The sequence below is a fragment of the Micromonospora matsumotoense genome, assembly GCF_900091525.1.
Classification (GTDB): domain Bacteria; phylum Actinomycetota; class Actinomycetes; order Mycobacteriales; family Micromonosporaceae; genus Micromonospora; species Micromonospora matsumotoensis.
This window is the reverse complement of record NZ_FMCU01000002.1, coordinates 205265-232078: the sequence shown is the minus strand read 5'-3', so window position 1 is coordinate 232078 and position 26814 is coordinate 205265. Positions and strand designations below refer to the sequence as shown.

19 protein-coding genes are annotated in these 26814 nt (G+C 72.3%); 6 read left to right on the top strand and 13 right to left on the bottom strand.

The window, feature by feature from the left end; all coding sequences use genetic code 11:
• Window positions 1-13: 13 nt before the first annotated feature.
• From GA0070216_RS04730 to GA0070216_RS04695, 8 genes are all read right to left on the bottom strand, one after another.
• Window positions 14-1648, bottom strand: a complete 1635-nt coding sequence (locus GA0070216_RS04730; RefSeq protein WP_091239486.1) for a dipeptide ABC transporter ATP-binding protein — start codon at window positions 1646-1648, stop codon at window positions 14-16.
• On the bottom strand, window positions 1648-2541 hold the full coding sequence (locus GA0070216_RS04725) for an ABC transporter permease (protein ID WP_091239483.1): 894 nt from the start codon (window positions 2539-2541) through the stop codon (window positions 1648-1650). Before GA0070216_RS04725 ends, GA0070216_RS04730 begins: the two co-directional genes overlap by 1 nt.
• 2 nt (window positions 2542-2543) lie before the next feature.
• Entirely contained in the window at window positions 2544-3473 is a 930-nt protein-coding gene (locus tag GA0070216_RS04720) for an ABC transporter permease (protein ID WP_091239479.1), read from the bottom strand.
• Complete coding sequence (locus GA0070216_RS04715; protein WP_091239476.1) at window positions 3470-5104, bottom strand: ABC transporter substrate-binding protein; 1635 nt, start codon at window positions 5102-5104, stop codon at window positions 3470-3472. Before GA0070216_RS04715 ends, GA0070216_RS04720 begins: the two co-directional genes overlap by 4 nt.
• Window positions 5105-5645: 541 nt before the next feature.
• A complete protein-coding gene (locus GA0070216_RS04710) occupies window positions 5646-6185 on the bottom strand; it encodes a flavin reductase family protein (protein ID WP_091239473.1) in 540 nt (179 codons plus the stop codon).
• A 31-nt stretch (window positions 6186-6216) separates the two neighbouring features.
• The gene (locus GA0070216_RS04705; RefSeq protein WP_245722302.1) at window positions 6217-6558 is read right to left on the bottom strand and encodes a DUF1684 domain-containing protein; all 342 of its coding nucleotides are present in this window, start codon (window positions 6556-6558) and stop codon (window positions 6217-6219) included.
• A gap of 524 nt (window positions 6559-7082) precedes the next feature.
• On the bottom strand, window positions 7083-10169 hold the full coding sequence (locus GA0070216_RS04700; protein ID WP_091239469.1) for a VWD domain-containing protein: 3087 nt from the start codon (window positions 10167-10169) through the stop codon (window positions 7083-7085).
• A gap of 95 nt (window positions 10170-10264) precedes the next feature.
• Window positions 10265-11095: an alpha/beta fold hydrolase gene (locus GA0070216_RS04695; RefSeq protein ID WP_091239465.1), complete on the bottom strand. Its 831-nt coding sequence runs from the start codon at window positions 11093-11095 to the stop codon at window positions 10265-10267.
• An 80-nt stretch (window positions 11096-11175) separates the two neighbouring features.
• Here GA0070216_RS04695 and GA0070216_RS04690 point away from each other — a divergent pair, with 80 nt between their 5' ends.
• Window positions 11176-12207 (top strand): sigma-70 family RNA polymerase sigma factor, encoded by a 1032-nt coding sequence (locus GA0070216_RS04690; protein WP_091239462.1) that lies wholly within the window; start codon window positions 11176-11178, stop codon window positions 12205-12207.
• Between the two features lie 58 nt (window positions 12208-12265).
• On the opposite strand, the gene GA0070216_RS04685 is transcribed toward GA0070216_RS04690, so the two are convergent.
• On the bottom strand, window positions 12266-13603 hold the full coding sequence (locus GA0070216_RS04685; RefSeq protein WP_091240826.1) for a glycoside hydrolase family 43 protein: 1338 nt from the start codon (window positions 13601-13603) through the stop codon (window positions 12266-12268).
• 79 nt (window positions 13604-13682) lie between these two features.
• Here GA0070216_RS04685 and GA0070216_RS04680 point away from each other — a divergent pair, with 79 nt between their 5' ends.
• A complete protein-coding gene (locus tag GA0070216_RS04680) occupies window positions 13683-14864 on the top strand; it encodes an ROK family protein (RefSeq protein ID WP_091239459.1) in 1182 nt (393 codons plus the stop codon).
• A gap of 148 nt (window positions 14865-15012) precedes the next feature.
• Here the strand turns inward: GA0070216_RS04680 and GA0070216_RS04675 are convergent, their stop codons facing one another.
• Complete coding sequence (locus GA0070216_RS04675) at window positions 15013-17391, bottom strand: ATP-binding cassette domain-containing protein (RefSeq protein WP_091239456.1); 2379 nt, start codon at window positions 17389-17391, stop codon at window positions 15013-15015.
• 189 nt (window positions 17392-17580) lie between these two features.
• Window positions 17581-17991: a RidA family protein gene (locus GA0070216_RS04670; RefSeq protein ID WP_091239452.1), complete on the bottom strand. Its 411-nt coding sequence runs from the start codon at window positions 17989-17991 to the stop codon at window positions 17581-17583.
• Window positions 17992-18100: 109 nt separating this feature from the next.
• Here GA0070216_RS04670 and GA0070216_RS04665 point away from each other — a divergent pair, with 109 nt between their 5' ends.
• The 3 genes from GA0070216_RS04665 to GA0070216_RS04655 all read left to right on the top strand — a co-directional run bounded on the left by GA0070216_RS04665 (window position 18101) and on the right by GA0070216_RS04655 (window position 20178).
• Entirely contained in the window at window positions 18101-18475 is a 375-nt protein-coding gene (locus GA0070216_RS04665) for a winged helix-turn-helix transcriptional regulator (RefSeq protein WP_091239448.1), read from the top strand.
• Between the two features lie 487 nt (window positions 18476-18962).
• The gene (locus tag GA0070216_RS04660) at window positions 18963-19496 is read left to right on the top strand and encodes a hypothetical protein (RefSeq protein WP_176738834.1); all 534 of its coding nucleotides are present in this window, start codon (window positions 18963-18965) and stop codon (window positions 19494-19496) included.
• Window positions 19497-19899: 403 nt separating this feature from the next.
• The gene (locus GA0070216_RS04655) at window positions 19900-20178 is read left to right on the top strand and encodes a hypothetical protein (protein ID WP_091239446.1); all 279 of its coding nucleotides are present in this window, start codon (window positions 19900-19902) and stop codon (window positions 20176-20178) included.
• 268 nt (window positions 20179-20446) lie between these two features.
• Here the strand turns inward: GA0070216_RS04655 and GA0070216_RS04650 are convergent, their stop codons facing one another.
• Window positions 20447-21691 (bottom strand): MFS transporter, encoded by a 1245-nt coding sequence (locus tag GA0070216_RS04650; RefSeq protein WP_091239443.1) that lies wholly within the window; start codon window positions 21689-21691, stop codon window positions 20447-20449.
• Window positions 21692-21862: 171 nt separating this feature from the next.
• Here GA0070216_RS04650 and GA0070216_RS04645 point away from each other — a divergent pair, with 171 nt between their 5' ends.
• The gene (locus GA0070216_RS04645) at window positions 21863-23113 is read left to right on the top strand and encodes a tyrosine-type recombinase/integrase (protein ID WP_091239440.1); all 1251 of its coding nucleotides are present in this window, start codon (window positions 21863-21865) and stop codon (window positions 23111-23113) included.
• A gap of 5 nt (window positions 23114-23118) precedes the next feature.
• On the opposite strand, the gene metH is transcribed toward GA0070216_RS04645, so the two are convergent.
• Window positions 23119-26622, bottom strand: a complete 3504-nt coding sequence (gene metH / locus GA0070216_RS04640) for a methionine synthase (protein WP_091240819.1) — start codon at window positions 26620-26622, stop codon at window positions 23119-23121.
• Between the last annotated feature and the right edge of the window lie 192 nt (window positions 26623-26814).

The following is a 26814-nucleotide window of genomic DNA, read 5'->3' as shown; positions in this document are numbered from 1 at the left end:
TTTCCTCCTACGGTCAGCCGGCAGTGACGAGCGTGGGCAACGCGTCGAGCAGGGACCGGGTGTGGTCGTGCCGGGGGTAGCTGAAGACGTCGCCGACCGGGCCCTGCTCGACCACCACGCCGTCGTGCAGGACCAGCACCCGGTCGGCGAGATGGTGCACCACGCCGAGGTCGTGGGAGATGAACAGCAGGGCGGTGCCGTCGGCGGCGCGCAGCTCGCCCAGCAGGTCGAGGACCTGGGCCTGGATCGAGACGTCGAGGGCGGAGACCGGCTCGTCGCAGATGATCAGGCTGGGTCGGGGGGCGATGGCACGGGCGATGGCGACGCGCTGACGTTGCCCGCCGGACAGCGACCGGGGATGCCGGTGGAGCAGGTCCGGACCGAGGCCGACCCGGTGCAGCAGGGCGAGCACCCGGTCGGTCCGGTCCGGCCCCGGGTCGAGGTTCTCGGCGACCACCCGGCCGACGGTGTAGCGGGGGTCGAAGGAGCCCAGCGGGTCCTGGCAGATCAGTTGCAGCCGGCGGCGCAGCGGACGGCGGGTCCGCTCCGGCACCCCGGACCACCGGGCCGACTCGAAGGTGACGGTGCCGGCGTCGGCGGCGAGCAGGCCGGCGACGAGCCGGGCGATCGTGCTCTTGCCGGAGCCCGATTCGCCCACCAGCCCCAGCGTCTCGCCCCGGGCCACCCGGAACGAGACGTCCCGCACGACGGTGTGCGGGCCGTACCGCCGGGTCAGGCCGACCGCGTCGAGCACGGCGTCGTCCGGGCGGACGACGGGCCGCGCCGGCAGTGGGGTACGCCTCAGCACCGGCACCGCGCAGCCGTCGCGGACCTGGGCCGGTTCGCCGAGTCGACGCCCCCGCGACGAGGCCGACGGCACCGCCGCGAGCAACTGCCGGGTGTACGGATGCTGCGGGGCCCGCAGCAGCCGGCCGGTCGGACCCTGCTCGACGATCCGGCCGTCCCGCATCACCAGGACCCGGTCGGCCACCTGGGCGACCACCGCCAGGTCGTGACTGATCAGCAACAGCCCCGCCCCGGTGGCCCGCCGTTCGGCGAGCAGCCGCAGGATCTGCGCCTGCACGGTGACGTCCAGCGCGGTGGTCGGCTCGTCGGCGATGAGCAGGGCGGGTTCCCCGGCGATCGCCGAGGCGATCAGGGCACGCTGCCGCAGCCCGCCGGAGAGCTGGTGCGGGTACTGCCGGGCCCGCCGTCCGGGTTCCGGCACGTGCACCTCATCGAGCAGGTGGACGACCCGGCCGGCGCGTTCCCGCCGACCGACGATGTCGTGTGCGGCGAGCACCTCGCCGACCTCCGCGCCGACGGTGCGCAGCGGGTCCAGGGCGACCAGCGCGTCCTGCGTCACCAGCCCGGCGAGCCGACCCCGCACCCGCCGCCAGTCCCGCGGTCGGTAGCTCCGCACGTCCCGGTCGGCGAGGTCGAGCCGGGCGGCGCGGACCCGGGCACCGGCACCGGCGAGGCCGACCAGGGTACGGGCGGTGACGCTCTTACCCGAGCCGGACTCCCCCACGACGGCGACACACTCACCGGCCCCGACGGTGAAGCTGACGCCCCGGACCGCCTCCACCACACCGGTCGGGGAGTCGAAGGTGACGTGCAGGTCCTCGACGGCGAGCAGCGGGGCCATCAGTGTTGCCGCCCGTCGAAGCGGGCCTGCCAGTGCCGGCCGACGACGGTCAGCGCCACCACCGTCGCGGTGACCGCCGCACCCGGCAGCACCGTCATCCACCAGGCCACCTGGAGATAGTTGCGACCCTCGGAGAGCATCGCGCCCCACTCGGGTGACGGCGGTTGCGGGCCGAGGCCGAGGAAGCTGAGCCCGGCGGCGGCCAGGATCGCCTCGCCGAGCCCGATCACGGCGAGCACCGGGACCGGCCCGATCACGTTGGGCAGCACGTGCCGCAGCACCAGACGTGGCCGGGACAGGCCGAAGCTGACCGCCTGTTCGACGTAGCCGGCCCGGCGGACCAGGAGGGTCTGTGCGCGTACCACCCGGGCGTGGTGCGGGAGGGTGGCGATGCCGATGGCGACGATCAGGCTGGCCGTGCCGGGGCCGGCGACCGTGATCAGCAGCAGCGCCAGCAGCAGCAGCGGGAACGCCGACAGCGCGTCGAAGGAGCGGCTGAGCGCCTCGTCGGCGAACCGGTGGGCCAGCCCGGCGAGCAGCCCGAGCAGCACCCCGCCGGTGACCGCGATCGCGGTCGCGGCGAGCCCGATGGTCAACGAGTGCCCCGCGCCGTGCACCACCCGGGTCCAGACGTCGCGGCCGAGCTGGTCGGTGCCGAGCCAGTGCGCCGCGCCCGGGGCGGTGAGCGCGGCACGCGGGTCGGCGGCGAGCGGGTCGCCGGGGGCCAGCAGCGCCGGCACGACCGCCGCGACGACCAGCAGGATCAGGTACGTCCCGGCGGCGAGCAGTCCCGGCCGTGGCCGGCCCCTCCGACGGCGGGCCGGTGCGGGCGGGTCGGTGACGAGGGTGGCCGCCACGACGGCGGTGGGCGTGGTGCCCAGGGTGACGGTCATCGTCAGCTCCTTCGCAGGCGCGGGTCGACGAGCAGGTAGGTCAGGTCGGCGGCGGTGTTGACCACCACGTAGCCGGCGGCGGAGAGCGTCACCACGGCCAGCACGACCGGCATGTCCTTGCTGGTCACCGCGTTCAGGGTGACCTGACCGAGGCCGGGGCGACCGAACACCTGCTCGACGATGACCGCGCCGCCGAGCAGGATGCCGAACAGCCAGCCGGCGAGGGTGACCGCCGGCAGCAGGGCGTGCCGCAGGGCGTGGCGCAACAACACCGTCCGCTCCCGCACCCCCCGGGCCCGGGCGGTCAGCACGAACGGCTCGTCCCACGCCCGGTCCAGGCCGTCGCGCAGCACCTGGGCGAGCAGACCGGCGATGGGCAGGGCGAGGGTGACCGCCGGCAGCACCAGGGCGGCCGGCCCCTGGTCGCCGGCGACGGGGAACAGCCCGTACCGGAAGGACAGCACGCTGAGCAGCACGATGCCGATCAGGAACGATGGGGTGGAGACCAGCAGCAGTTCGACCCCGGAGCTGACCCGGCGCGGCCACCGCCGGCGACGGCCGGCGGTGCCGACCGCCACCGTGACGGCCAGCAGCACCCCCAGGCCGGCGGCGGTGACGGCGAGTGTCGCGGTGGGCGCGAGCTGCTCGCCGATGACCTCGGCGACCGGGCGTTGCCGCAGGTAGGAGCGGCCCAGGTCGCCCCCGGCCAGCCGCCACAGGTAGTCGAGGTACTGGCCGACCGCCGGCCGGTCCAGACCCCACTCGGCGATGATCTGGGCCCGGATCTGCGGGGTGTCCGCGCCGTCGCCCACGATGCTGTCCACAGTGTCCCCGGGCGCGGCCAGCAGCGCCAGGTAGGCCGCGGTGGCGGCGGCCCACCACACGACGAGGCCGGTGGCCACCCGGCGGGCCACCGCCCGCAGCAGGCTCATCGCGCGATCCACAGGTCGTACGCGCTGGCCGGCACACCGGCGGTGGGCTCGAACCGCACCCCACCCACGGCGGTGCTGGCGGCGATCTGGTCGGCCGGGGCGTAGAGCGGCAGGGCGAGCGCCTGGTCGGCCACGACCCGCTGTTGCAGGTCGGCGTAACCGGCGGCCCGGCGGGTCGGGTCGGCGGTGGCCTGCCCGGCTTCCAGGAGCCGGTCGAGCTGCGGGTCGTTGATCCGGGTGCGGTTGATGCCGCCACCGGAGTGCAGCAGCAGGTTCAGCGCCGCGGCGGCGTCGGTGTCGGCGCGGGAGTTGTCGAAGACCTCGTACTCGTTGCGCGCGAACGCCTGTTGGGCGGTGCCCTGGTCGACCAGGGAGACCTTCAGGTCGATACCGGCGCTCTGTTTCACCGCCGCCTGGACGGCCTGGGCGAGCACGTCGCGGCGGTCCCGCACGTACGGGGCGGCCTGCACCAGCCGTACGGTGAGCCGCCGGCCGGCCCTGGTGCGGTAGCCGTCGGCGTCGCGGGTCGCCCAGCCGGCCTGGTCGAGCAGGCGGTTGGCCCTGGCGGTGTCACCGCCGTAGCTGCCCTCCAGCCGCTTGTCGTACAGCGGGCTGGACGGGCTGACCACGCTCCACGCCCGGGTGGCGGTGTCCCGGTAGACCGAGGCCAGCACGGTGTCGACGTCGACGGCCTCCCGGAACGCCTGCCGGACCCGCAGGTCGTCGAAGGGGGCGTGGGAGACGTTGAGGTAGTAGGAGTAGGCGGAGCCGGAGTTCAGCTGACGGCTCAGCCGTAGCCGGGGGTTGCCGGTGATCAGTGGCTGGTCGGTGGCGGGCACCCCCTCGATGAGCTGCACCTGCTGCGAGGTGAGGGCGCCGACCCGGACCGCGGACTCCTTGAGGAACCGGTAGGTGATCTCGTCGAGGTGGGCCGGCCCGGTGTGGGTGGCGGTCGGCGGCGCCCAGTCGTAGCCGGGGTTGCGCCGGTAGTGCAGTTCCTGGCCGGGGACGTAGCGGTCCAGCACGAACGGTCCGGTGCCGACGACGTCGACGCCGCCGGCCTTGAGGTTCCTGGCCTCCCGCAGCGACCTCGGGGACACCTGGGCGCCCTGCGGGGAGGCGAGGAAGTCGAGGATGAGCACGTCGGGGGCGGTCAGGGTGAGCCGTACGGTGCGCGGGTCGACGACCTCGACGGCCTTGAGGTGGCGTAGTTGCACGGCGGCGACGGCGGGTGCGTACCCGGGTTCGCGGAGCTTGTCGATGTTGGCCTTGACGGCGGCGGCGTCGAACGGGGTGCCGTCGGTGAAGGTCACTGCGGCGCGCAGCGACAGGGTGTAGCGCAGCCCGTCGGGCGTGACCTGCCAGCCGGTCGCCAGCCAGGGCACCAGTGCGCCCCGGGCATCGTAGGTGAGCAGCGCCTCGAAGCTGTTCCACACCAGCAACCGGGCCTTGGCCTGGGCGTACTGGTGGGGGTTGAGGGTGATCGGTTCGGTCTCCACGGCCCAGGTGAGGGCACCGCCGGAGCGGGGTTGTCCGGCGGCCTCGACGGCCGGGGTGGTGGCGGTGGCGCAGCCGGCGGCGACGGCGAGCACGGCGGCGACGGCGAGGGTCCGCAGCGGGCGGACGGACATGGCGGGGTCTCCTGTCCAGGCAGGCGGGAGCGGGTACGCCGACACCCGGCCGGGCACGGGGCACGGGCCGATGGCGGGTGTCGGGAAAGGGGTGCGGCGGTCAGCTCGGCGGTGAGCCCCACCTCGACGGCCGGTACGGCGCGTCGGGTCCGGGTGTGGGTGCCGGGTCAGGCCAGACAGGAACTCGACCACACCCGACCGAAGTCGATGTGGCCGCGGATCGTCAACCGCAGCTCGCTGGACATGAGGCGAGTCCACCTCTGGGGCGCCGGTGGTGTCAACGAATCGCACGGCGGATGTCGGCTATCGCACCCGGGAGTGTCGATCCGTTGACGCAATACCTACTAAGGCTATAGGATTTGCGGGGATTGTGTCCCGCGCGGCGACCCGGCGCGGGATGCACACCGGGCCCAGGATGAGCGACGCCGACACCGGGACCAGCGGCAGGGACACCACCGGCACCCGGCGCAGCAGCCACCGGCCGCGACGCGGGCCCGGCCGGTCATCCCCGGTCAGGCCCGCGTCGGTCATCCCCGGTCGGTCAGGCGGCGGGACGGCGGGTCGCGCCGTCCGGACCACCGGCCAGGCCGGCGTAGCGGCCCCGGTGGTACAGCAGCGGCGAACCCACGTCGGCGTGCTGGATCAGCTCCGGCTCGGCGAGCACGATCGCGTGATCGCCGACGGTCACCCGCTCGACCACCCGGCAGAGCAGCCAGGCCAGGGTGTCGTCGAGAATGGGCACGCCCTCCGGCCCGGTCCGCCACCGGGTCGGCGCGGCGAACCGGTCGATGCCGCTGGTCGCGAAGGTACGGGCCAACTCCTGCTGGTGGTGGGCGAGCAGGTGCACCACCACGTGCCGGCTCCGGGCCACCGTCGGCCAACTCGACGCGCCGAGGTTCAGACAGAACGAGACGATCGGCGGGGCCAGCGACACCGAGGTGAACGAGGTGGCGGTGAAGCCGACCGCCGGGGCACCGGGCGCGGTGACCACCACGACGGTGCTGGCCTGATGGCGCAGCAGCGTACGCAGCGCGTCGACATCGGCGTCGACCGGCGGTGGGCGATGGTCGGGCGCGGTCATCTGGGAGACCTCCTACGCGCGGGTCGGCGGGTCACGGCTGCCCGGCGGACGCGTGCCGCTCGTACGGGAGCTTCTCGCCGGCCTCGACGGCGACCGGCAGCCGGTTCTCCACCGGCGGTAGCGGACAGGTCGCGAAGTCGGTGTAGGCGCAGGGCAGGTTGGGCGCCCGGTGGAAATCCAGCGTCACCCGCCCCTGGGCGTCGGGGGCGGCGGGGCCGTGCGCCAACCCCTCCACCGCCGCGCCGACCGTCGTCGGCCGGGACACGTCGAACGGCACGCACCGCCCGTCGAGGACCCAGCGTGGCGTCGGCGGGTAGGCCGGGGTGCCCCGGAAACCGGTGCGCAGCGGGTGGTCGGGGCGGCGGGGCCGCACGCCCCGGCAGGTCGGGGAAGCGCTGCGGCCGGGAGGTGAGCCAGTGCAGCCCGGTGACGGCGAGGAAGCCGTGCGGTGCCGCCAACGCCTCCTCGTGCCGCCGGTGCCAGTCCTGCCGGTCGCGGACGAAGGCGGCGGTGTCGGGCAGTGTGTCGGTCATCGGGACTCCCCCGGTCGGACGACGAGGTCGTGGAAGAAGTGCGGGGCGGGGCCGGGCGGCCACGTGCGGGCGGGAGGGCCGGAGCCGGCCGCGCCGGCCGGTGACCCGGGGCCGGCGGGAGGCGACCGGCGCGGCGGCGGTGGCACGGTCGGTCAGGCCGCGACGGGGGTTCCGGGACAGCGCTGCGCGGCGACCCGCATCAGGTCGACGACCCGGCGGGAGGTGAGCAGCCGAACGGGCAGCATGGCCTCATTTTCCTATCGAAGCGATAGGATTTCAAGCCCCGGCCCGACGCCATCCGGCCCGTGAACGCCACCTGACCCGCACCGCCCTCACCTGCGTGCCCGACCCGCCCGTCGTCGGGTCACTGCCGCAGGGTGAGGGTGACGGTGCCGGTGGCCGCCCCGGACGGGTCCACCACGACGGTGTAGACACCGGTGGCGGGCAGGACGGTCGCGTCGATGCCACCGACGCCGTTGACCACACAGCCGGTGCTCACCGGTGTCCCGTCGGCGTCGCGCAACTCCAGCGGCGAACACTGGTCCGGCAGGGTGGCGTCGGTGGCCGTCACGGTCACCGACGTGCCGGCCGTGCCGGTGAACCGGTAGCCGAGCACCGCTCCGGGCCGGCCGACGGTGGCGACGACCGGCGGGCCGCCGACCGAGATGTCGTCGATCCGGTCCTCGGTGGCGAACAGGCGCAGCGCCACGGTGCCGATGGTGCGGTCCACCGGGTCCACCAGCACGGTGTACGTGCCGTCGGTGGGCAGCACCGTGCCGTCGATGTCGCCGGTGCCGTTGACGACGCAGCCGCTGCTGAGCCGCTTGCCGTCCGGATCGCGCAGTTCCAGCGGCGAGCACTGGTCCGGCAGGGTGCTCTCCGGCACCTCGACGAAGACCCGCTGGCCGGCGACGCCGGTGAACCGGTAGCGGGCCTGGCCGCCCGGCGCGGTGACCGCCACGGAGACCGCCGGACCGTCCGGTCGCAGGGTGCCGGTGGTGTCCCGGGCCGCGTAGACCCGTACCGCGGCCCGGCCGGTGCCACCGGCGTCATCGTCGACCACCACCGTGTACCTGCCGGCGCGGGTGAGGTCGGTGCGGTCGATGTGGCCGCGACCGTTGATGTTGCAGCCGCTGGCCACCTCCGTCCCGGTCGGGTCCAGCAGCCGGTACGGCGAGCAGCGGTCGGCCAGGCCGGGCGCGCTGATGTCGACGAACACGGCCTCGCCGGCCCGGCCGGAGAAGGTCAGCGGGTCGCCGCCCGGGGTCAGCGCCCCGGTGGCGATCGGGGTCGCGGCGATCGGCGCGGCGGCCGGCGGGGCGATCCGCTCGGTGCCGACGCCACTGACCGCGAACTCGGGACGGCCGGTCACGCCGACGTCGAAGACACACTCGGCGAGCTGCCAGGGGTCGGTGACACCGGCCCACCGGCACACCTGCTCGGCGCGGGCCCGTTGCACCGGGTCGAGGTCATCGACGGTCACCGCCCGCTCCGGGAAGCCGCGATCGGTGAACGACCCGGTGTCCTGGCCGTCGGCGTAGCTGAACAGGGAACTGTCCCGGGTGACCCGCCAACTGTCCGCATACGACGGGTAGAGCTTCTCGAACGGCACGGGCGGGGTGAGGGCTGCCCCGGACGGCGCGCCGACGTCGTCGGTCGGGTCGCCGTCGAAGTCGCCGAGCAGGCCCCGCACCTTCCCGGCCCGGCCCGGGGCCAGCCTCGTCAGCACCCGGTAGCCGTAGGGGCCGATCTGGTCGACGGCGGCGGCGGAGCCGTCGGGCCAGCGCAGGTCGTAGCCGTCGGCGGCACCGGTGTCGGAGTCGCGGCGGGTGAGCGTGCCGCCGCCGGGCAGGTCCGTCTCCCCCGGCGACGGGACCCGGGCGGCGCCGTCGACGCGGACCTCGGTGCCGCCGTCGACCAGGGTGAGGGCGACCCGGTGGTCGCCGAGCCGGAAGGCGACGGCGGAGTTGACCGACACCGTCCGCGAGTCGCCCATCGGCGTCTGTCGGACCTGCACCGCCAGCGGGTCACCCGAGGTGGAACCGACCAGCACGAACTCGCCGACGGCCTGGAAGTCGTAGTAGTGCCGGTCGAAGGTCACCAGGTGCGGGTCGCCGTTGGTGCCACCACAGTCGGCCCCGTCCTCGCAGAGCTTGACCGGTCCCTTCGGCGGTGGGGTCTTCTTCGCGGGCTTCTTGCACTCGTCGAGGCTCTTCGGCAGGGTCTTGCCGTCGTACTCGGTGCGGGGTGGCAGGCCCTTGGCCGCGCGGTACCTGTTCTCCGCCAGGGTCGCCTTGACCTCGGCGGTCCTGATCCCGGTGCCGCCGCAGTCGCCCGGCGGCACCGCGTCGCGGGAGATGTCGTCGGAGTGGTTCAGCTCGTGGTAGAGCGCCGCGCACGGGTCCCGGGCGATCCCGTCGCCGTACGGCTCGACCGATGTCGGGTTCCAGGTCACCGTGGACGATCCCTTGCCGTCCTTGCTGCCCGGGGTCTCGAAGGACCCCGATCCGCCGGGGGTCGGAATGATCCGCACCCGGGGTGTCTTGGCGTCCTTGAGCCGGGGCAGGATGCCCGCCGGGTCACCACCGGCCGCCGCGAACCCCTGGAGGCAGCCGTCGACCGCCGCCTGGAAGTCGACGCCGCTGACCGGGACCCCGGAACTCGGATCGACCTGGTAATCGGCCCGGGCCGGCTTGCCGGTCCCCCCGACGACGGCCCCGACGCCGACGAGCAGCAGCGCCACGGCGGCGGCCGGGCGACGGCGACCACGCCGCAGGAGCAGGAGCAGGACCGTCAGCGCGCCGACGACGACCAGCAGCAGCACCGCCCCACCGAGCAGCCAGCGCCACCACACCGGGCCCGCCGGGTCGTCGCCGACGGTGAAGCGGGTGGTCCGCAGCGCCGTCGCGCCCGCACACGGGGCGTCGAGACCGGTCACCGGCAGCGCCGCGTAGCTCGCCGTCACCTCGTAGCGGCCGACTGCCCCGACCGGCCAGAGGGTGTCCAATCCCCCGCCGTCCGGGGTTGCCGCCACCGACCGCAGCACCACGGCACCGGCGTCGGCACCGTCGTGCACCCGCGCGCTGACCAGCGACACGGTCACGCTCGCGCCGGGTTCCACGATCGCCGCGCCGGCGGTGGCGGCGGCACCGATGCCGTCGCCGTAGAAGCTGCGGCCCAGGGCCGGCACCAACTCCTGCCCGTCCCGGCGCACCGAGGTCACCTGCACGGTGCCGTCGGCCACGGTGGCCAGGCCGCAGGCCGCGCCGGTGGCGTTGGTGACCGCGAGCGTCAACCGGATCGCCGCACCCGGCGCGTATCCCGGCGCGGTGGTCCGCAGGTCCAGCCCGAGACCCCCGCCGGCCGGCGCGGCGGAGGCCGCCACCGGCCCCGCCGCCAACGCCGCCACGAGGACGGCGAACCCGCCGGCGAGTCGCACGATCACCTTCATGGGCGGCACTGTAGGACCGGGGGTGCCCGCCATTCGCGCGACTGTCGCGAATCGGTCGCCGCGTCCCCCGGACCGTTACCCGGCGGGCCGCGCGGTCACCCGGCGATGACCTCCCGCAACCGGACGGCGAACCCGGCGGGGTCGTCGGCGAAGCCGATGTGCCCGCCGGGGAACATCGTGGGTGGCACCCCCAGGGCGGCGGCCAGCGCCCGGGAACTGCGGTCGCACAACTCCCCGGCCGACTCCTCGCCGAGGCCGACCAGCACCCGGGTCGCGCCGTCGCGCAACGCGGCGACGTCCGGCTGATAGCGGGTCGTGCCGCGCAGGGTGTGGACGTACTGGTAGCGCTCGTCGGCGGCGTCCTGCGGGTCGGGTTCGCGGCCGAACATCCCCTGGATCATCTCCTCCGGCATGGCGATGTTCGCGTTGGCGAGGAACTTCCGCCAGGCACCCAGCCGGTCCCCGCGCAGGTAGGTGGCGACCATGTCGTCCTCCCGGGCGAGGAGTTCGTCGCGGTCGTCGAGCAGGAGCAGCAGCGGCGGCTCGTGGGCGATCACGGTGTGCGCCGCCTGCGGGTGGGCGTGGGCGAGCGCCAGCACGGTGACCGCGCCGCCGCTGGAGCCGAGCACCGTCGCCGGGCCGGCGTCGAGGTGGGCCAGCAGCCGGGCCAGGTCGTCGGCGCGCAGTTCCGGCGTGGAGTCCTGCTCGGGGTCGTGCAGCCGACTGCGGCGGATGCCACGCGGGTCGGTGGTGAGCACGGTGTGGTCGGCGGCGAGCAGGTCGGCCAGCGGGGCGAAGGCCCGCGCGTCCATCGGGGCGGCGACCAGCGCCACCAGGGGGCCCTGCCCGCGCACCTCGAAGTGCAGGGTCCCGTCGGGGACGGCCAGGGTGGCGGTGGTCACCGGGATGGTGGTGGGACTGCTCATTGTGGGGTCCTCCGGGTCGTGACGTGCGGCTCTTACACGGTGCAGACTCCCGGCGTGGGGCAGAATCGTCGGTCGTGAGCATGATTCTCGCCGAGATTACGGCCGACGACCACGAGGCGGCGCTGACCCGGGCCCGGGGCGGGGACGACGCCGCGTTCACCGCGCTGGTCGCGCCGCTGCGGCCGGAACTGCACGCACACTGCTACCGGATGCTCGGCTCCCCGCACGACGCCGACGACGCGTTGCAGGAGGCGCTGCTGAGGGCCTGGCGGGCGCTGCCCCGGTTCGAGGGGCGCAGCTCGCTGCGGACCTGGCTCTACACCGTCGCCACCCGCACCTGCCTGGACCTGGCCACCGGACGCGGCCGGCGGGCGTTACCGGTCGACCTGGGGCCGGCCAGCGAGCACGCCGTGCCGGGCAGCGTCGCCGCCGAGCACGTCCGGTGGCTCGGCCCGTATCCCGACGCCGCCCTGGCCGCCGGCCCGGCCACCCCCGACACCCGCTACGAGCAGCGGGAGGCCGTCGAACTGGCGTTCGTCGCCGCGCTGCAACACCTGCCCGGCAACCAGCGCGCCGCGCTGCTGCTGTTCGACGTGCTCGGTTTCACCGCTGCCGAGATCGCCGCCATGATGGGCACCACCACCGGCTCGGTCAACTCGGCGCTGGCGCGGGCCCGTCGGGTCGTCGCCGAGCGGGTGCCGGCCCGCAGCCAGCAGCGGACCCTGCGGGCGCTCGGCGACGCCCGGCTGCGGGAGATCGCCGCCGGCTACGCCACCGCCCTGGAGAACGGCGACGCCGACGCCCTGGTCGCCCTGCTCACCGAGGACGTCACCTGGTCGATGCCGCCGCTGCCGCACTGGTACGCCGGCCGCGACGCGGTGCTCGACTTCGCCCGGACGATGCCGTTGACCAGTTGCGGCAGTTGGCGGCACGCGACGGTGGCGGCCAACGGGCAACCGGCGGTGGCCAACTACCTGCGCGCGGGCGACACCGGCCCGTACCTGCCCTGGTCGATCACCGTGTTGACGGTGCGCGACGGCCGGATCGCCCAGCTCACCTCGTTCCTGGACAGCACGCTGTTCCCGGTCTTCGGCCTGCCGGCCACCCGCTGACGGCGCGGGTACGGCCGGTGGACGTGGCTGCGTCCACCGGCCGTACCCGGGCCGGGGCTCAGGCCAGCGGCGCGGTGAGGGTGAACGAGGCGTCCCCGGCGAAGGTGCTGCCGGCGGCGTACGGGTCGACCCGCAGCACGTAGTCGTAGTGCCGCAGGTAGCGGCCCGGATGGTTCCACGACTCGAACGAGTAGCTGCCCCCTCCGGCCAGCCCGCTGCGGCTGCAGAAGGTGGCGTCCCCGGCGAAGACGGCGCTGCCGTCGTTGCCGGCGAGCCGCATCGTGAAGTCCCAGTGCCGCAGGTAGGAGCCGTTGACCGCGCGGAACGAGTAGCAGGAGGAGTTGGCGAGCCCCGCGACGATCTGGAAGGTGGCGTCCTGCCGGTCGGCGAGCGTGCTGCCACTGTTGAGTACGTCGATGCGGGCGAGGTTGTCGCGGTGGCGCACGTAGCGGTCGGGGAAGTTCGCCGAGCGCAGCGAGCGGTTGCCGGTGGGTGGGGCGGAGCTGTCCCCGACGCTCTCCCGCAGCACCGTGAAGTGCCGCACGGTGCCGGACAGGCCGGCCAGCTCGGTCTTGGCGGTGAAGCCGAACAGGTCGCTGCTGTCGGCGGAGTAGTAGCGGCCGGCGCCGTACTGGTCGAAGTAGATGCGCCAGCGGTTGTCGGGCAGCCGGACCAGGGCGGGGCCTTCGAGGCCGGAGCCCCAACCGGCCCAGTTGCCGGTGCCGACCCAGCTCCACGGGCCGGTCAGCGCGGTGGCGGTGGCGTGCTCGATGTACTTGGTGGTCTCGTTCTTCATGAAGTTGTGGTAGGTGCCGCCCACCTTGACGATGAAGCTGTCGATGTGGTTGGTGCCGATGCCGCTGAGCGCCGCCGGGGCGCTCCACGCCGACAGCGCGGTGTTCGTCGCGGTGATCCGGTACGGCTGGAACTGCCCGGCCGTGCCGGTCTGCGAGACGGACACGACGATGTGCACGCTGCCGTCGCTGTCGACGAACCACTCGGGAGCCCAGGTGCTGCCGTTGGCCGGGGCGACACCGACGGTGACGTTGCGCTGGAACGTCCAGCTCAGGTAGTCGGCGCTGCGGGCGATGCCGATGGTGTTGCCGGTCCAGCCGGTGGTGTAGACGAGGTAGTAGTAGCCGTCGGTGTGCCGGATGACGCTGGGGTCGCGGACCAGCCCGGACGGCGGGGTGTACGCGTTGGCCCGCTGGAGGGTGAACCGGGTGGCGTCGGCCGAGTCGTAGACGTACATGTTGGATTCGCTGCTGTTGGTGAACGCGGTCATCAGGTAGTGCGGGACCGGCCCGGCGGCGTTGGCCCGCGCGGGTGCGGCGACCAGCAGGCCACCGAGCACGCAGAGCACCGCCGCCAGAGCGGCGTACCGGAGACGTCCCATCGACACACCTCTTCCATATAAATCGACAGTCGTCATCCTGCACTATTGCCAACGTTTTTCGTAAGTGTTGCGATAAGCCATGGCACGGACCTCCCGCGACATCCGCTCCGCCAACCGCCTCACCGTCGTCCAACAGGTCGTCGCCGCCGGCACCACCAGCCGGCAACGCCTCGCCGCCGACACCGGGCTCAGCCTCGGCACCGTCGCCACCCTGGTCGGCGAACTCACCGCCCTCGGGCTGCTCGTCGAGGCCGGCCGGGAGGACTCCGGCGGCGGCCGGCCCCGTGGCCTGGTCACCGCCGACCCGCACGGCGGGCTGCTGGTCGGCGTCGACGTCGCCGAGACGTACGTGCACGTCGACCTCTTCGACACCACGCTGACCCGGCTGGCCGGGGCCGAGGAGACGCTGCATCCGCTGGAGCGGCGCCCCCACCAGGTGGTGCGGCACATCGTCAGCGGCGTCGACGTCGTCCTGGCCGGCACCGACGCCCGGGTGCTCGGCGTCGGGGTCAGCGTGCCCGGGCAGGTCGACCGGGAGGGCGGCGTGTCGGTCTTCGCGCCGAACTGGGACTGGCACGACGTACCGCTGCGGGACCTGCTCGCCGACCGCCTGCCGCTGCCGCTGCACCTGGACAACCCGCTGCGCGCGGCCGTCCTCGCCGAGCTGTGGGCCGGGGCCGCCCGGAGCCACGACGACGTCACCGTGATCAACCTGGGCACCGGCGTCGGCGCCGGGCTCGCCTTCGGCGGCGTCCTCTACCGGGGCCGCAGCAACAGCGCCGGCGAGTGGGGTCACACCACCCTGGTCCTCGACGGACGGCTCTGCCGGTGTGGCAGCCGGGACTGCGTCGAGGCGTACGTCGGGGCGCCCGGGATCATGCAGACCCTGCGCGACCTGGCCCCGACCAGTCCGCTGCTGCACCCCGAGGACCAGACCGCCACCCTCGACGCCCTCGCCGCCGGGCTCGCCGCCGACGACCCCACCGCCGCCAAGGTGGTCGCCGAGACCGCCCGCTACCTCGGCGTCGCCGTCGCCGACCTGGTCAACCTGCTCAACCCGGAGGTCGTCGTGCTCAGCAGCTGGGTCGCCGACCGACTCGGCGACCGGCTGCGCGACGAGGTCCGCACCGTCGTCGCCCAGCACGCGCTGCGCCGCCCGCTCGCCGCCACCGAGATCGTCCGCTCCACCGTCCCCGGCAACCCCGTCAGCCTCGGCGCGGCCACCCTCGCCCTGGAGGGCTTTCTCACGCAGGGCAGGTAGCTCGCGTATCCGCGACGCGGCCTCGACCCGGTGCGTCGATGCCGTCCCGGTGCCGGAGGCGGCAGCTCCCCGCCGCCCCCGGCACCGACCGGTCCGCACCCCGGCCAGCCGGCCCGGCCCGTGCGGGTCCGGCGGGCACAGGGTGGCGTCAGCGGCCGACGTAGGCCGCGAGGTGTTCGCCGGTGAGCGTGGAGCGGGCGGCGACCAGGTCGGCGGGGGTGCCCTCGAAGACGACCCGCCCGCCGTCGTGGCCCGCGCCGGGACCGAGGTCGATGATCCAGTCGGCGTGCGCCATCACCGCTTGGTGGTGCTCCACGACGATGACCGAGGTGCCGGCGTCGACCAGCCGGTCGAGCAGGCCGAGCAACTGCGCCACGTCGGCCAGGTGCAGGCCGGTGGTCGGCTCGTCGAGGACGTACACACCGCCGTTGTCGGCCATCCGGGTGGCCAGCTTGAGTCGCTGCCGCTCACCGCCGGAGAGCGTGGTGAGCGGCTGGCCGAGGCGCAGGTAACCGAGCCCGACGTCGACGAGCCGGCCGAGGACGGCGCTCGCCGCCGGGGTACGCGCCTCGCCCGTACCGAGGAACTCCGCCGCCTCGGTCACCGACATCGCGAGCACCTCGCTGATGTCCCGACCGCCAAGGCGGTACTCCAGCACGGCGGCCTGGAACCGGCGGCCCTCGCACTCCTCGCAGACGGTGGCGACCCCCGCCATCATCGCCAGGTCGGTGTAGATGACACCGGCGCCGTTGCAGCCGGGGCAGGCCCCCTCGGAGTTGGCGCTGAACAGGGCGGGTTTCACCCCGTTGGCCTTCGCGAACGCCTTACGGACCGGGTCGAGCAGCCCGGTGTACGTCGCCGGGTTACTCCGCCGCGAACCCCGGATCGCCCCCTGGTCGATCGCGACCACCCCGTCGCGCCCCGACACCGAGCCGTGGACCAGGGAACTCTTGCCCGACCCGGCCACCCCGGTGACCACCACCAGCACGCCCAACGGGATGTCGACGTCGACGTCGCGCAGGTTGTGGGTGTCCGCGCCGCGTACCGGGAGCACGCCCGACGGGGTGCGCACCGCCGGCTTCACGGCGGCCCGGTCGTCCAGGTGCCGTCCGGTCAGGGTGCCGCTGTCGCGCAGCCCGGCGACGGTGCCGGTGAAGACCACCTCGCCGCCGGCCGAGCCGGCACCCGGGCCCAGGTCGACCACGTGGTCGGCGATCGCGATCGCCTCCGGCTTGTGCTCCACGACCAGCACCGTGTTGCCCTTGTCCCGCAGCCGCAGCAGCAGGTTGTTCATCCGTTGGATGTCATGCGGGTGCAGCCCGACGGTGGGCTCGTCGAAGACGTAGGTGACGTCGGTCAGCGAGGACCCCAGGTGGCGGATCATCTTGGTCCGCTGCGCCTCCCCACCGGACAGGGTGCCCGCCGGGCGGTCCAGCGACAGGTAGCCGAGGCCGATCTCCTCGAACGAGTCGAGGAGCCGTTGCAGCCCGGTGAGCAGAGGGGCCACCGAGGGGTCGGCGACGCCCCGCAGCCAGTCGGCGAGGTCGCTGAGCTGCATCGCGCAGACGTCGGCGATGTTCTTCCCGCCGATCTTCGACGACCGGGCCTCCGGGCCGAGGCGGGTGCCGGCGCAGTCGGGGCAGGTCGTGAAGGTCACCGCCCGCTCCACGAACGCCCGGATGTGCGGTTGCAGGGTGTCGACGTCCTTGGCCAGGTACGACTTCTGGATCTGCGGGATCAGCCCGGCGTACGTCAGGTTGATGCCGTCGACCTTGATCTTGGTGGGCTCCCGGTGCAGCAGGTCGTGCAGTTCGGTCTTCGTGTACCGGCGGATCGGCTTGTCCGGATCGAAGTAACCGCAACCCCGGAAGATCCGGCCGTACCAGCCCTCCATGCTGTAACCGGGGATGGTCAGCGCGCCCTCGTTGAGCGACTTGCCGTCGTCGTAGAGCGCCGACAGGTCGATGTCGGTGACCGCGCCCATGCCCTCGCAGCGCGGGCACATCCCGCCGAGCCGGGTGAAGGTCGCCTTCTCGGTCTTCGTCCGCCCGGCACCCCGCTCGACGGTGATCGCGCCGCTGGCCCGCACCGAGGGAACATTGAACGAGTACGCGTTGGGCGGGCCGATGTGCGGCTGCCCCAACCGGCTGAACAGGATGCGCAGCATCGCGGTGGCGTCGGTGGCGGTGCCCACGGTGGAGCGGGCGTTCGCCCCCATCCGCTCCTGGTCCACGATGATCGCCGTGGTCAGCCCGTCGAGCACGTCCACCTCGGGACGGGCCAACGTCGGCAGGAAACCCTGCACGAAGGCGCTGTAGGTCTCGTTGATCAACCGCTGCGACTCGGCGGCGATCGTGCCGAACACCAGCGAGCTCTTGCCCGAGCCGGAGACCCCGGTGAACACGGTCAGCCGGCGCTTCGGGATCTCCACGTCGACGTCGCGCAGGTTGTTCACCCGCGCGCCCTGCACCCGGATCAGATCGTGGCTGTCGGCACCGTACGGCCCGGGTGAGCGGTCGTCCGTCATCGCGTCTCCCCCTCCGTCGGGCGGGTCCGGCCCGCCCTCGCTGCCCGCATGATCCTCCCCCGCCCCGACCCACCACCCTGGGCCGCCCCACATGATCGACCCAATGTCGGCGATCCAGCGGTATCGGAGCGTGGGATACCGCTGGATCGCCGACGTGGTGAGCGACCCGTCTCCCCCGGACCGGGACAGTCAGTCCACGATCGCCGTCGCCTCGACCTCGACGAGAACGTCGGGCTCGAAGAGGTGGTCGACGCCGATGAGCGACGACGGGGGCAGCGGCTGCGGCAGGCCGAGTTCCCCCGCGACGTCCTCCACCCCGGCCATGAAGTCGCCGATCCGCTCCGGCGACCAGTTCGTCACATAGAACGTCAGGCGGACGACGTCTGCGAAGCTCGCTCCGGCACCGCCCAGACCGTGCCCCGTGCTGCGCAGCGCTTGGGCGACCTGGCCCCGCAGATCGCCGGTGGCGACCGGCCGGCCGGCCCCGTCCCGGCTGATCTGACCGGCCACGTGGACGTGGCGCGACCCCGACGCGACGGCGACGTGGTGGTAGGGAACGGGCTGCATCATGCCCTGCGGAGAGAGAAACTGGACCCCCATCGAACTTTCCTTCCTCGTGGAGCAGCTCACGTTTCCTGGAGCAGCTCGCGTCTCTGAGTAGCTCATGGATACCTGGTGCGCCGAGGAAACTTCAACGAGACTACGTGTCATGCCAGCTACCGACCCCCTCCCGGCGGAACGCCTCCAGATCACCCCGCCGCACCGCGAACTCCTGGACCAGGTCCTCGACAAGTGGTCGCTGGAGGTGCTCCACCAGCTCTGCGAACGACCGTCCCGGTTCAACGAGCTGCGCCACGCCATCCCCGCCGTGTCCCAGAAGTCGCTGAGCGCCACCCTGCGCCGCCTCGAACGCAACGGCATCGTCGCGCGGCACGTCCTCTCCTCCCGGCCGGTCGCCGTCGAGTACCGCATCACCCCGCTGGGCAAGACGCTCCGCAACCCGGTCGACGTGTTGCTCGACTGGGCCGACCAGCACCTGAGCGCCATCGAGGCCGCGCGCCGGACCTACGACCAGACCACGTAGCGCCACCGCCACCGCGGGCGTGGGCGGGGGACACGCTTCGCGACCGACCGGTGTCGCCGATATCGCGACTTCCGCCCCACACCACACCCCTTTCGGTGGCAATTACACGGAAGCCGGTCAATTAATGGGGTCAGGCGGCAACTGGCCGGCCGGGCGGCATGGATAAAACAGTCTGGCTTCCCGCATAACCCTCCGCCTCAGACAATTACCACCAGTTCACCACACGCCTGATCCCACCGCACACCGCACGCCCGGCCAGCATCTGCCGATATGGCTGGACTCCGGTCGTTTTTCTCCAGCGAATGGGGGCTCTAAAGCCTGTGAACAGGAATAACACCCGACCGTGCCCCTGATTCGACGAGCGGACCAATGCCGGATCGACCGTACCGACCGGTATCCATTGCGTTTCCGAAAATGACAGGGATAACCTACCCACCGAATCACCCACCCCGGTCAATTTCCTCGGGGCCCGCTGACAGGAGATGACGTGCTCAAACGCGTTGCAACGGTCGCAATCACCCTGCTGGCCTGCATTGCAGGCGCCGGCGCGCTGGCCATACCGGCGTACGCCTCGGAACCGGAGTGTTCCCTGAATTGCGACGGCGGCGGCAGCGGTGGCGACCCCGTCCCGCCCACGCCCACGTCTCCGCCGGGACCTGCGTACAACCTGCAGGGCGTCATCCAACTGGAGAGCGTCGGCCACGAGGGGAACTGGCCGCTACGCGTCGGCGGAATCAAGGTCCGCGGCTACTCCCGGCTCGCCACCTGGAGCAACGACCGGGTGGACGCCAACTACATCAACGTCCGGTGCTCCGCCACCGTGCTCGCCTACGTCACCAACGACTACGACTCCGAGAACAACGGGGCGCTCGTCGACGTGACCTTCTGGTCTCCGACCGTCCCGGTCACCGGGGTCCCCGTCCAGTCCCGCACCGTCACGGTCCGCTGCACCCACCACGCCGAGAAGAACGGCGTCAACTACGACGCCACCAGCACCGCCCAGTTCGTCATCCCCGAGTGACCTGCGGTGGGGCCGGCCCGTGGTCGGGCCAGCCCCACCGGTCCGGGTCAGGGCGTCACTTGGCGTTGAGCTGTCACCGGATGCCAGGCTAATTGGACAAAGACGCCCATCCCCTGCTGAGCTGCGCGAACATCAGGCATCGACCGTCACCGTTAGGCACCGTTGGTCGACGTCTCACGGCCTGGCGACGGCCTGGCAACGACAGGGCCCGGGTTGCTCGGACTGTCAGCTTGGGAATCGGGATTGATCTACACCCTGAGTAACCGCATCGTCTAGTTAGTGAACACGGGGCGTCCAGGTTGCGGCGCGGGGCAAGCCGGCCTTGGCCAGTGTTGACCTCTGCATCGGGCACGGATCGGGCATGCGATCGAGGCCACCGTCATCCGGGTGAGAGGCTGAGCGCGTGGGGCTGGACAAGGAGATAGCGGCAGGACTTGCCGATGCGCGCCTGGTTGAATGGCAAGGCATCGACTATGACGAGTGGCGCACGATGCTCGATGACAAGGATGTACGCCAGGTCGTCGGCGAGGACGGCAAGCGGTACAGCGTGGTCAGCTACGCCCTTGATGACGGCGATAGGCGTATCCGCATGTCGGTGGCCGTGGATGACGGGACCTGGTCGGCGTTCGAACCGCTGGTGCGAGACCAGGTCATGGATCCGGATGGCACGTTCGTCGAGTGACTGCTTTGGTGTGAAAGAACGATCACCCTGCGCTGAGCTGTGCGAGTAGCAGGGCTGAGCTGCCCGAACGGTCCACCAGAGTCCATGGACGTCCGGCTTTGCTCGCGGCCGTCGTCACCCAGTTGGTCACCCAACCTCAGCGTCAGATCGTTGAAGCGGAACCTAGGGATGCCCTCCGCTGAGCTTCGGCTACGCGGTTAGCTTTGACGGCCCGGCGAGCGGGCCCACACAGCGATCCGTGAGCCCGTTCGCCTCGCCTATGTGGTTGTCATCTCAGCGCCGCGGCGGTGGATGGCTGCTCGACGACCCGCTGAAGGCGGGCGAGCAGCCGCCCGGGGCCTGCTGCGGTCGCTAGCAGCACCACCGCGGCTAGCAGGTAGAGCAGCCAGCTGGGCACCCGGTCGGCGAGCACCCCGGCCAACGCTGTGCCCGCGGTGACGCCAGCGTTGCCCGCAGTGTTCACCCAAGTCGAGGCCTGCGTCCTGGCTGATTGCGGGGCCAGCGCGTCCGCCAGGGCGTAAGCCATGATCAAGCTGGGAGAGACGAGCACTCCGGTCACCACGAGCCCGAGCGCTAGCACCTCGACGGATCCGGCCAGGGTCAACGCGGCGACCAGACCGGCAAGCAGCAGCGTGAGCCGCGGCAGGAGGAGGGCGAACGGAGTTGCCCAGGTCCGGCGGCCGAACAGCAGCCCGCCTGCGGCGCTGCCGGCTGATAGCCCGGCCACCAGCCAGCCCGCGGCTGCGGGGTTGCCAGCGTGCGCGGCGGTCACCGGAACGGCGATGTGGATGAGCCCGAGGGCGCAGAAGACACCGGCCAGGGTGATCAGCATCGGGGCGAAGCCCTGCGTTCGCAGCACCCCCTCACGCGCATCGGCCGCCTCGACTGCACCGCCGGTCATGGGCACGGTGGCGGGACGGGTCGCCGGGCCGAATCCGAACACCGTTCCGCCGCCGATCATCAAGGCAAGCCCGAGGACAACCGCCAGCTGTGGGTCGGCGACGGCGATCGCCAACCCGGTCAGCAACGGGCCCGCGGTGAACAGCAGTTCCTCAACGACGGCGTCGAGACTGAATGCGCGCATCCGAAGCGGGCCCTCCGGCGTGAGGTCGGCCCAGGCGGTGCGCATCGCCGGCCCCAGCGGCGGCGGGCAGGCGCCAGTCAACGCCCCCAGCACCAGCAGCGCCGGCAGCGGTGCCCTAGCGTGAGCGGCCACCAGGAGCAGGGCGGTGCTCAGCGCGTACCCGATGGCCATGACGGGAAGGATCCGGCGTCCGAGCCGGTCGACGAGCCTGCCCCGCGACGGGCCGAAAAGTACGACGGTGAGGTTGAGGGCTGCGGCGGTGAGTCCCGAGGTGCCGAGGGACCCACTCGCGTCGGCTATGGAGAAGAACATCCCCAGCGGCAGGATGCCGTAGGCGAGGCGGCCTGCGGTGGCGGGCAGGAACAGCCGCAGTGCATGTGGCAAGGACAAGAGGGCACGGTAAGACGTGCCCACACGTTCGGCGGACATGAAAAGACTCCCGGTGAGCAAAGACGACTAGTGACGGTGTGCGCCGTCACTAGGGTGGTCCGGAAGTCATGGCGCGAGATTACTGCACTCCAGGCGCAGTTTGACAGGCCTGTGCGCGTCGCTGAACTGGCATGACCCCACCCCACCTGCCATCCCGTTCGCCGTCGACCCATGGCTCACATCGAGGATCGCTGGTACAAGACGGTCGTCGTTGACGACCGCAACGTCCAGGTGCCCAAGGCCACCCACGGCAAGGGGATGCGCTACCGGGTGCGCTACATCGGCCCGGATGGGCGGGAGCGTTCGGAGTCGTTCCCGGACAGGCGCAAGCGGGACGCCTCGGCGTTTCTTGCCCAGGTCCAGGCCGACATCCTCAAGGGCACCTACGTCGACCCGGACGCCGGTCGGGTGACGTTCCGCAGGTACGCCGACGAGTGGCTCGCTGCCGCATCCTGCGACGAGTCGACCCGCGAACGGTTGGAGCGACAGTTCCGCCTGCACGTCCACCCGGTCTTCGGTGACCGCCCCATCGCCGCCGTCCAGCCGAACACGATCCGGGCCTGGGCCAAGCAGCTCCAGGGCTCGGGCATGGCGGCCAGGTACCGGCGGAACCTGTTCAACGACGTGTCGATGATCCTCAACGCGGCCGTCGACGACCGGAAGGTGATCAGCAACCCCTGCGCGCTCAAGACGGTCCGGGCTCCCCGGTACGTCCCGGCCAAGGTCGTCCCCTGGTCGACGGAGCGCCTCGCCTCGTTCCGTGCGGTGATGCGGGAACGCTATCGGATCGCCGTCGACCTGGGTGCCGGCTGCGGACTCCGGCAGGGCGAGATCTTCGCCGTCAGCCCGGACGACGTCGACACCTCGCGGCGACTGCTCCATGTCGTCCGCCAGATCAAGATCGTGCGGGGAACCCTGGTCTTCGCCCCGCCCAAGGGCGGCAAGTTGCGGGAGGTCCCGCTACCCGACGCGGTTGCGGCACGGCTACGCGAGCCCGCCGCCCAGGTCGACCCCGTGCCGGTGACCCTGCCGTGGGGCACCCCCGACGGCGAACCCCGGACGGTCACGGTCTACCTCAGCACCGCCAACGGCGACCCGCTCAGTCGACCGTCGTTCAACGCCAATGTCTGGAAGCCGGCCATCCGGGCGGCCGGCGTCGAGGACACCCGACAGAACGGCATGCACGTCCTACGCCACACGTACGCCTCGGTGCTGCTCGACGCGGGCGAGAACATCAAGGCGCCGTCGCTGTACCTCGGCCACGCCGACCCCGGCTTCACCCTGCGGGTCTACACCCATCTCCTGCCGACCAGCGAGGACCGCACCCGCCGGGCGATCGACACCGCCTTCGGGCACGGCCCCACGACCCCCGACGGCCTAGCAGGGTGCCGGAACGGTGTTCGCACAGCTCAGGCAGGGTGACGGCGTCACTTGGCGTTGAAGTAGTTCGCCTCCGGGTGGTGGACCACGATCGCGTCGGTGGCCTGCTCCGGCACCAGCTGGAACTCCTCCGACAGCTGCACCCCGATCCGTTCCGCTCCGAGCAGCTCCACGACCTTCGCCCGGTCCTCCAGATCGGGGCAGGCCGGGTAGCCGAACGCGTACCGGCAGCCCCGGTAGTCGTTGCGCAGCAGGCCGGCCAGGTCGGTCGGGTCGCCGGTGGCGACCGTGCCACCGCCCGGCAGGGTCAGCTCGGACCGGATGCGCCGGTGCCAGTACTCGGCGAGTGCCTCGGTGAGCTGCACGGACAACCCGTGCACCTCCAGGTAGTCGCGGTACTCGTTGGCGGCGAACATCTTCGCGGTGTACTCGCTGATCGGCTGGCCGACGGTGACCAACTGCAACGCCACCACGTCCAGCCCGTCACTCTTCGGGCGGAAGAAGTCGGCCAGGCAGAGCCGCCGCTCCTGCCGCTGCCGGGGGAACGAGAACCGGGCCCGCTCGCTGTTGCCGTTCTCGTCCAGCACCACCAGGTCGTTGCCCTCGGCGTACGCCGGGAAGTAGCCGTACACCACGGCCGCCTCCAGCACCTGGTCGGCGATGAGCCGGTCGAGCCAGTAGCGCAGCCGGGGCCGCCCCTCGGTCTCCACCAACTCCTCGTACGACGGGCCCTGGCCACCGCGCGAGCCGCGCAACCCCCACTGGCCGAGGAAGGTGGCCCGCTCGTCCAGCAGCGCCGCGTAGTCGGCCAGCGGCACCCCCTTGACCACCCGGGTGCCGAAGAACGGCGGGGTGGGCACGGCCACGTCGGTCGCCACGTCCGAGCGGACCGAGGCGTCGTGCAGCTCCGGCAGCGCCTCGGTGACCATGGTGCGCTGCTTCTCCCGGCGGGCCCGGCGGGCGGCCAGCGCGGCCTCCCGCTCCGGGTCGATCACCGGGGCGCCACCACGCTTGGCGGTCATCACCCGGTCCATCAGGGCCAGCCCCTCGAAGGCGTCCCGGGCGTAGTGCACCTGGCCGGGGAACATCGCCCGCAGGTCGTCCTCGACGTACGCGCGGGTCAGCGCCGCCCCACCCAGCAGCACCGGCCACCGCTCGGCGACCCCGCGCGAGGCCATCTCGGCGAGGTTCTCCTTCATGATGACCGTGCTCTTGACCAGCAGCCCGGACATCCCGATCGCGTCGGCCCGGTGCTCCTCGGCGGCGTCGAGGATCGCGGTGATCGGCTGCTTGATGCCGATGTTGACGACCTCGTAGCCGTTGTTGGACAGGATGATGTCGACCAGGTTCTTGCCGATGTCGTGCACGTCGCCGCGCACGGTGGCCAGCACGATCCGACCCTTGCCGCCGTCCTCGACCGCCTCCATGTGCGGCTCCAGGTAGGCCACCGCCGTCTTCATCACCTCGGCGGACTGGAGCACGAACGGCAACTGCATCTGCCCGGAGCCGAACAGCTCGCCGACGACCTTCATCCCGTCCAGCAGGATGTCGTTGATGATGGACAGCGGGCTGCGCCCCTGCGCCATCGCGGTGTCCAGGTCGGCCTCCAGGCCGTTGCGCTCGCCGTCGATGATCCGCCGCTTGAGCCGCTCGTCCAGCGGCAACCCGGCCAGTTCCTCGGCCCGGGTGGCCCGCGCCGAGGCCGCGTCGACGCCCTCGAACGCCTGGATGAACCGCTGCACCGGGTCGTAGCCCTCGCGCCGCCGGTCGTAGATCAGGTCGAGGGCCACCTCCCGCTGCGCCTCGGGGATCTTGGACATCGGCAGGATCTTGCTGGCGTGCACGATCGCCGAGGTCAGCCCCGCCTGCACGCACTCGTGCAGGAACACCGAGTTGAGCACCTGCCGGGCGGCCGGGTTGAGCCCGAAGGAGACGTTCGAGATGCCCAGGGTGAAGTTGACCCCGGGGTAGCGGGCGGCGATCTCCCGGATCGCCTCGATCGTCTCGATGCCGTCCCGGCGGGTCTCCTCCTGCCCGGTGGCGATCGGGAAGGTCAGCGCGTCGATGAGGATGTCCCCCCGGTCCATCCCCCACCGGCTGGTCAGGTCGTCGATCAGCCGGGCCGCGACCCGGACCTTCCACTCCCGGGTACGCGCCTGCCCCTCCTCGTCGATGAGCAGCGCCACCACGGCCGCGCCGTGCTCGGCGATCACCGGCATCACCCGGGCGTAGCGGGAGTCGGGGCCGTCACCGTCCTCGAAGTTGACGGAGTTGACCACGCAACGCCCACCGAGCATCTCCAGCCCGGCCTCGATGACCTGTGGCTCGGTGGAGTCCAGCATGATCGGCAGGGTGGACGCGGTGGCGAACCGGCCGGCCAGCTCCCGCATGTCCTGGGTGCCGTCGCGGCCGACGTAGTCGACGCACAGGTCGAGCAGGTGCGAGCCGTCACGGGCCTGGCTGCGGGCCACCTCCACACAGGCCTGCCAGTCGGCGGCGAGCATCGACTCCCGGAACGCCTTGGAGCCGTTGGCGTTGGTCCGCTCCCCCACCATCAGCACCGAGGCGTCCTGGGCGAACGGCACCGGGTGGTAGATCGACGAGACACCCGGCTCGTGCCGGGGCTCGCGGGCCGCCGGGGTGGCGTCGTGCAGCCGCTCGGCCAACGCCCGGATGTGCTCCGGGGTGGTGCCGCAACAGCCGCCGATCAGCCCGACGCCGTACTCGTTGACGAACCGTTCCAGGGCGTCGGCCAGCTCCGCCGGGCTCAGCGGGAAGTACGCCCCGTCGGCGGTCAGCACCGGCAGGCCGGCGTTGGGCATCACCGACAGCGGAATCCGGGAGTGCTGCGACAGGTAGCGCAGGTGCTCACCCATCTCGGCCGGGCCGGTGGAGCAGTTCAGCCCGATCAGGTCCACCCCCAGCGGCTCGATGGCCGCGAGCGCCGCCCCGATCTCGCTGCCGACCAGCATCGTGCCGGTGGTCTCCACCGCCACGTGACAGATGATCGGCACCTGCTGGCCCAGCTCGGCCATCGCCCGCTTGGACCCGACCACGGCGGCCTTGACCTGCAACAGGTCCTGGCAGGTCTCGATGATCAACGCGTCCGACCCGCCGGCGATCAGCCCGGCGGCGTTCTCCTGGTAGGCGTCCCGCAGCGTCGCGTACGGGGCGTGGCCGAGGGTGGGCAGCTTGGTGCCGGGGCCGATCGAGCCGAGCACGAAGCGGGGCCGCTCGGCGGTGGCGTACGCGTCGGCGGCTTCTCGGGCGATCCGCGCGCCGGCCTCGGACAGCTCCCGGATGCGCTCCGGGATGTCGTACTCGGCGAGGTTGGCGAGGTTGGCACCGAACGTGTTCGTCTCGACGCAGTCCGCACCCGCCGCCAGGTATTCCTCGTGCACGCCGCGGACCACGTCGGGTCGGGTCACGTTGAGGATCTCGTTGCAACCCTCCAGCCCTTCGAAGTCGTCGAGGCTGAGGTCAGCCGCCTGGAGCATCGTCCCCATCGCGCCGTCGGCGATGAGGATCCGGTCGGCCAGCACATCCCGCAACGAAGTCCGCACAGGTTCAGGTTAGTGCGAGGATTCCGAGGATTGTCGACGCCCGCCCCCGTCCCACTATGTGTCCATCCGCTCATCGGGTCGGTTCGTACCGGTTCGGGGCGGGGCGGGTCGGCGGACCGGCGCGGCCGACGGGCCACGCGCCGCGCCGGGACGTAGGCTGGCGGACGTGAAGGACATCAG

Coding starts and splice junctions, on each gene's coding strand:
- GA0070216_RS04730 (WP_091239486.1), bottom strand. CDS start 1,648: ATGGCCCCGCTGCTCGCCGTCGAGGACCTGCACGTCACCTTCGACTCC.
- GA0070216_RS04725 (WP_091239483.1), bottom strand. CDS start 2,541: ATGACCGTCACCCTGGGCACCACGCCCACCGCCGTCGTGGCGGCCACC.
- GA0070216_RS04720 (WP_091239479.1), bottom strand. CDS start 3,473: ATGAGCCTGCTGCGGGCGGTGGCCCGCCGGGTGGCCACCGGCCTCGTC.
- GA0070216_RS04715 (WP_091239476.1), bottom strand. CDS start 5,104: ATGTCCGTCCGCCCGCTGCGGACCCTCGCCGTCGCCGCCGTGCTCGCC.
- GA0070216_RS04710 (WP_091239473.1), bottom strand. CDS start 6,185: ATGACCGCGCCCGACCATCGCCCACCGCCGGTCGACGCCGATGTCGAC.
- GA0070216_RS04700 (WP_091239469.1), bottom strand. CDS start 10,169: ATGAAGGTGATCGTGCGACTCGCCGGCGGGTTCGCCGTCCTCGTGGCG.
- GA0070216_RS04695 (WP_091239465.1), bottom strand. CDS start 11,095: ATGAGCAGTCCCACCACCATCCCGGTGACCACCGCCACCCTGGCCGTC.
- GA0070216_RS04690 (WP_091239462.1), top strand. CDS start 11,176: ATGATTCTCGCCGAGATTACGGCCGACGACCACGAGGCGGCGCTGACC.
- GA0070216_RS04685 (WP_091240826.1), bottom strand. CDS start 13,603: ATGGGACGTCTCCGGTACGCCGCTCTGGCGGCGGTGCTCTGCGTGCTC.
- GA0070216_RS04680 (WP_091239459.1), top strand. CDS start 13,683: ATGGCACGGACCTCCCGCGACATCCGCTCCGCCAACCGCCTCACCGTC.
- GA0070216_RS04675 (WP_091239456.1), bottom strand. CDS start 17,391: ATGACGGACGACCGCTCACCCGGGCCGTACGGTGCCGACAGCCACGAT.
- GA0070216_RS04670 (WP_091239452.1), bottom strand. CDS start 17,991: ATGGGGGTCCAGTTTCTCTCTCCGCAGGGCATGATGCAGCCCGTTCCC.
- GA0070216_RS04665 (WP_091239448.1), top strand. CDS start 18,101: ATGCCAGCTACCGACCCCCTCCCGGCGGAACGCCTCCAGATCACCCCG.
- GA0070216_RS04650 (WP_091239443.1), bottom strand. CDS start 21,691: ATGTCCGCCGAACGTGTGGGCACGTCTTACCGTGCCCTCTTGTCCTTG.
- GA0070216_RS04645 (WP_091239440.1), top strand. CDS start 21,863: ATGGCTCACATCGAGGATCGCTGGTACAAGACGGTCGTCGTTGACGAC.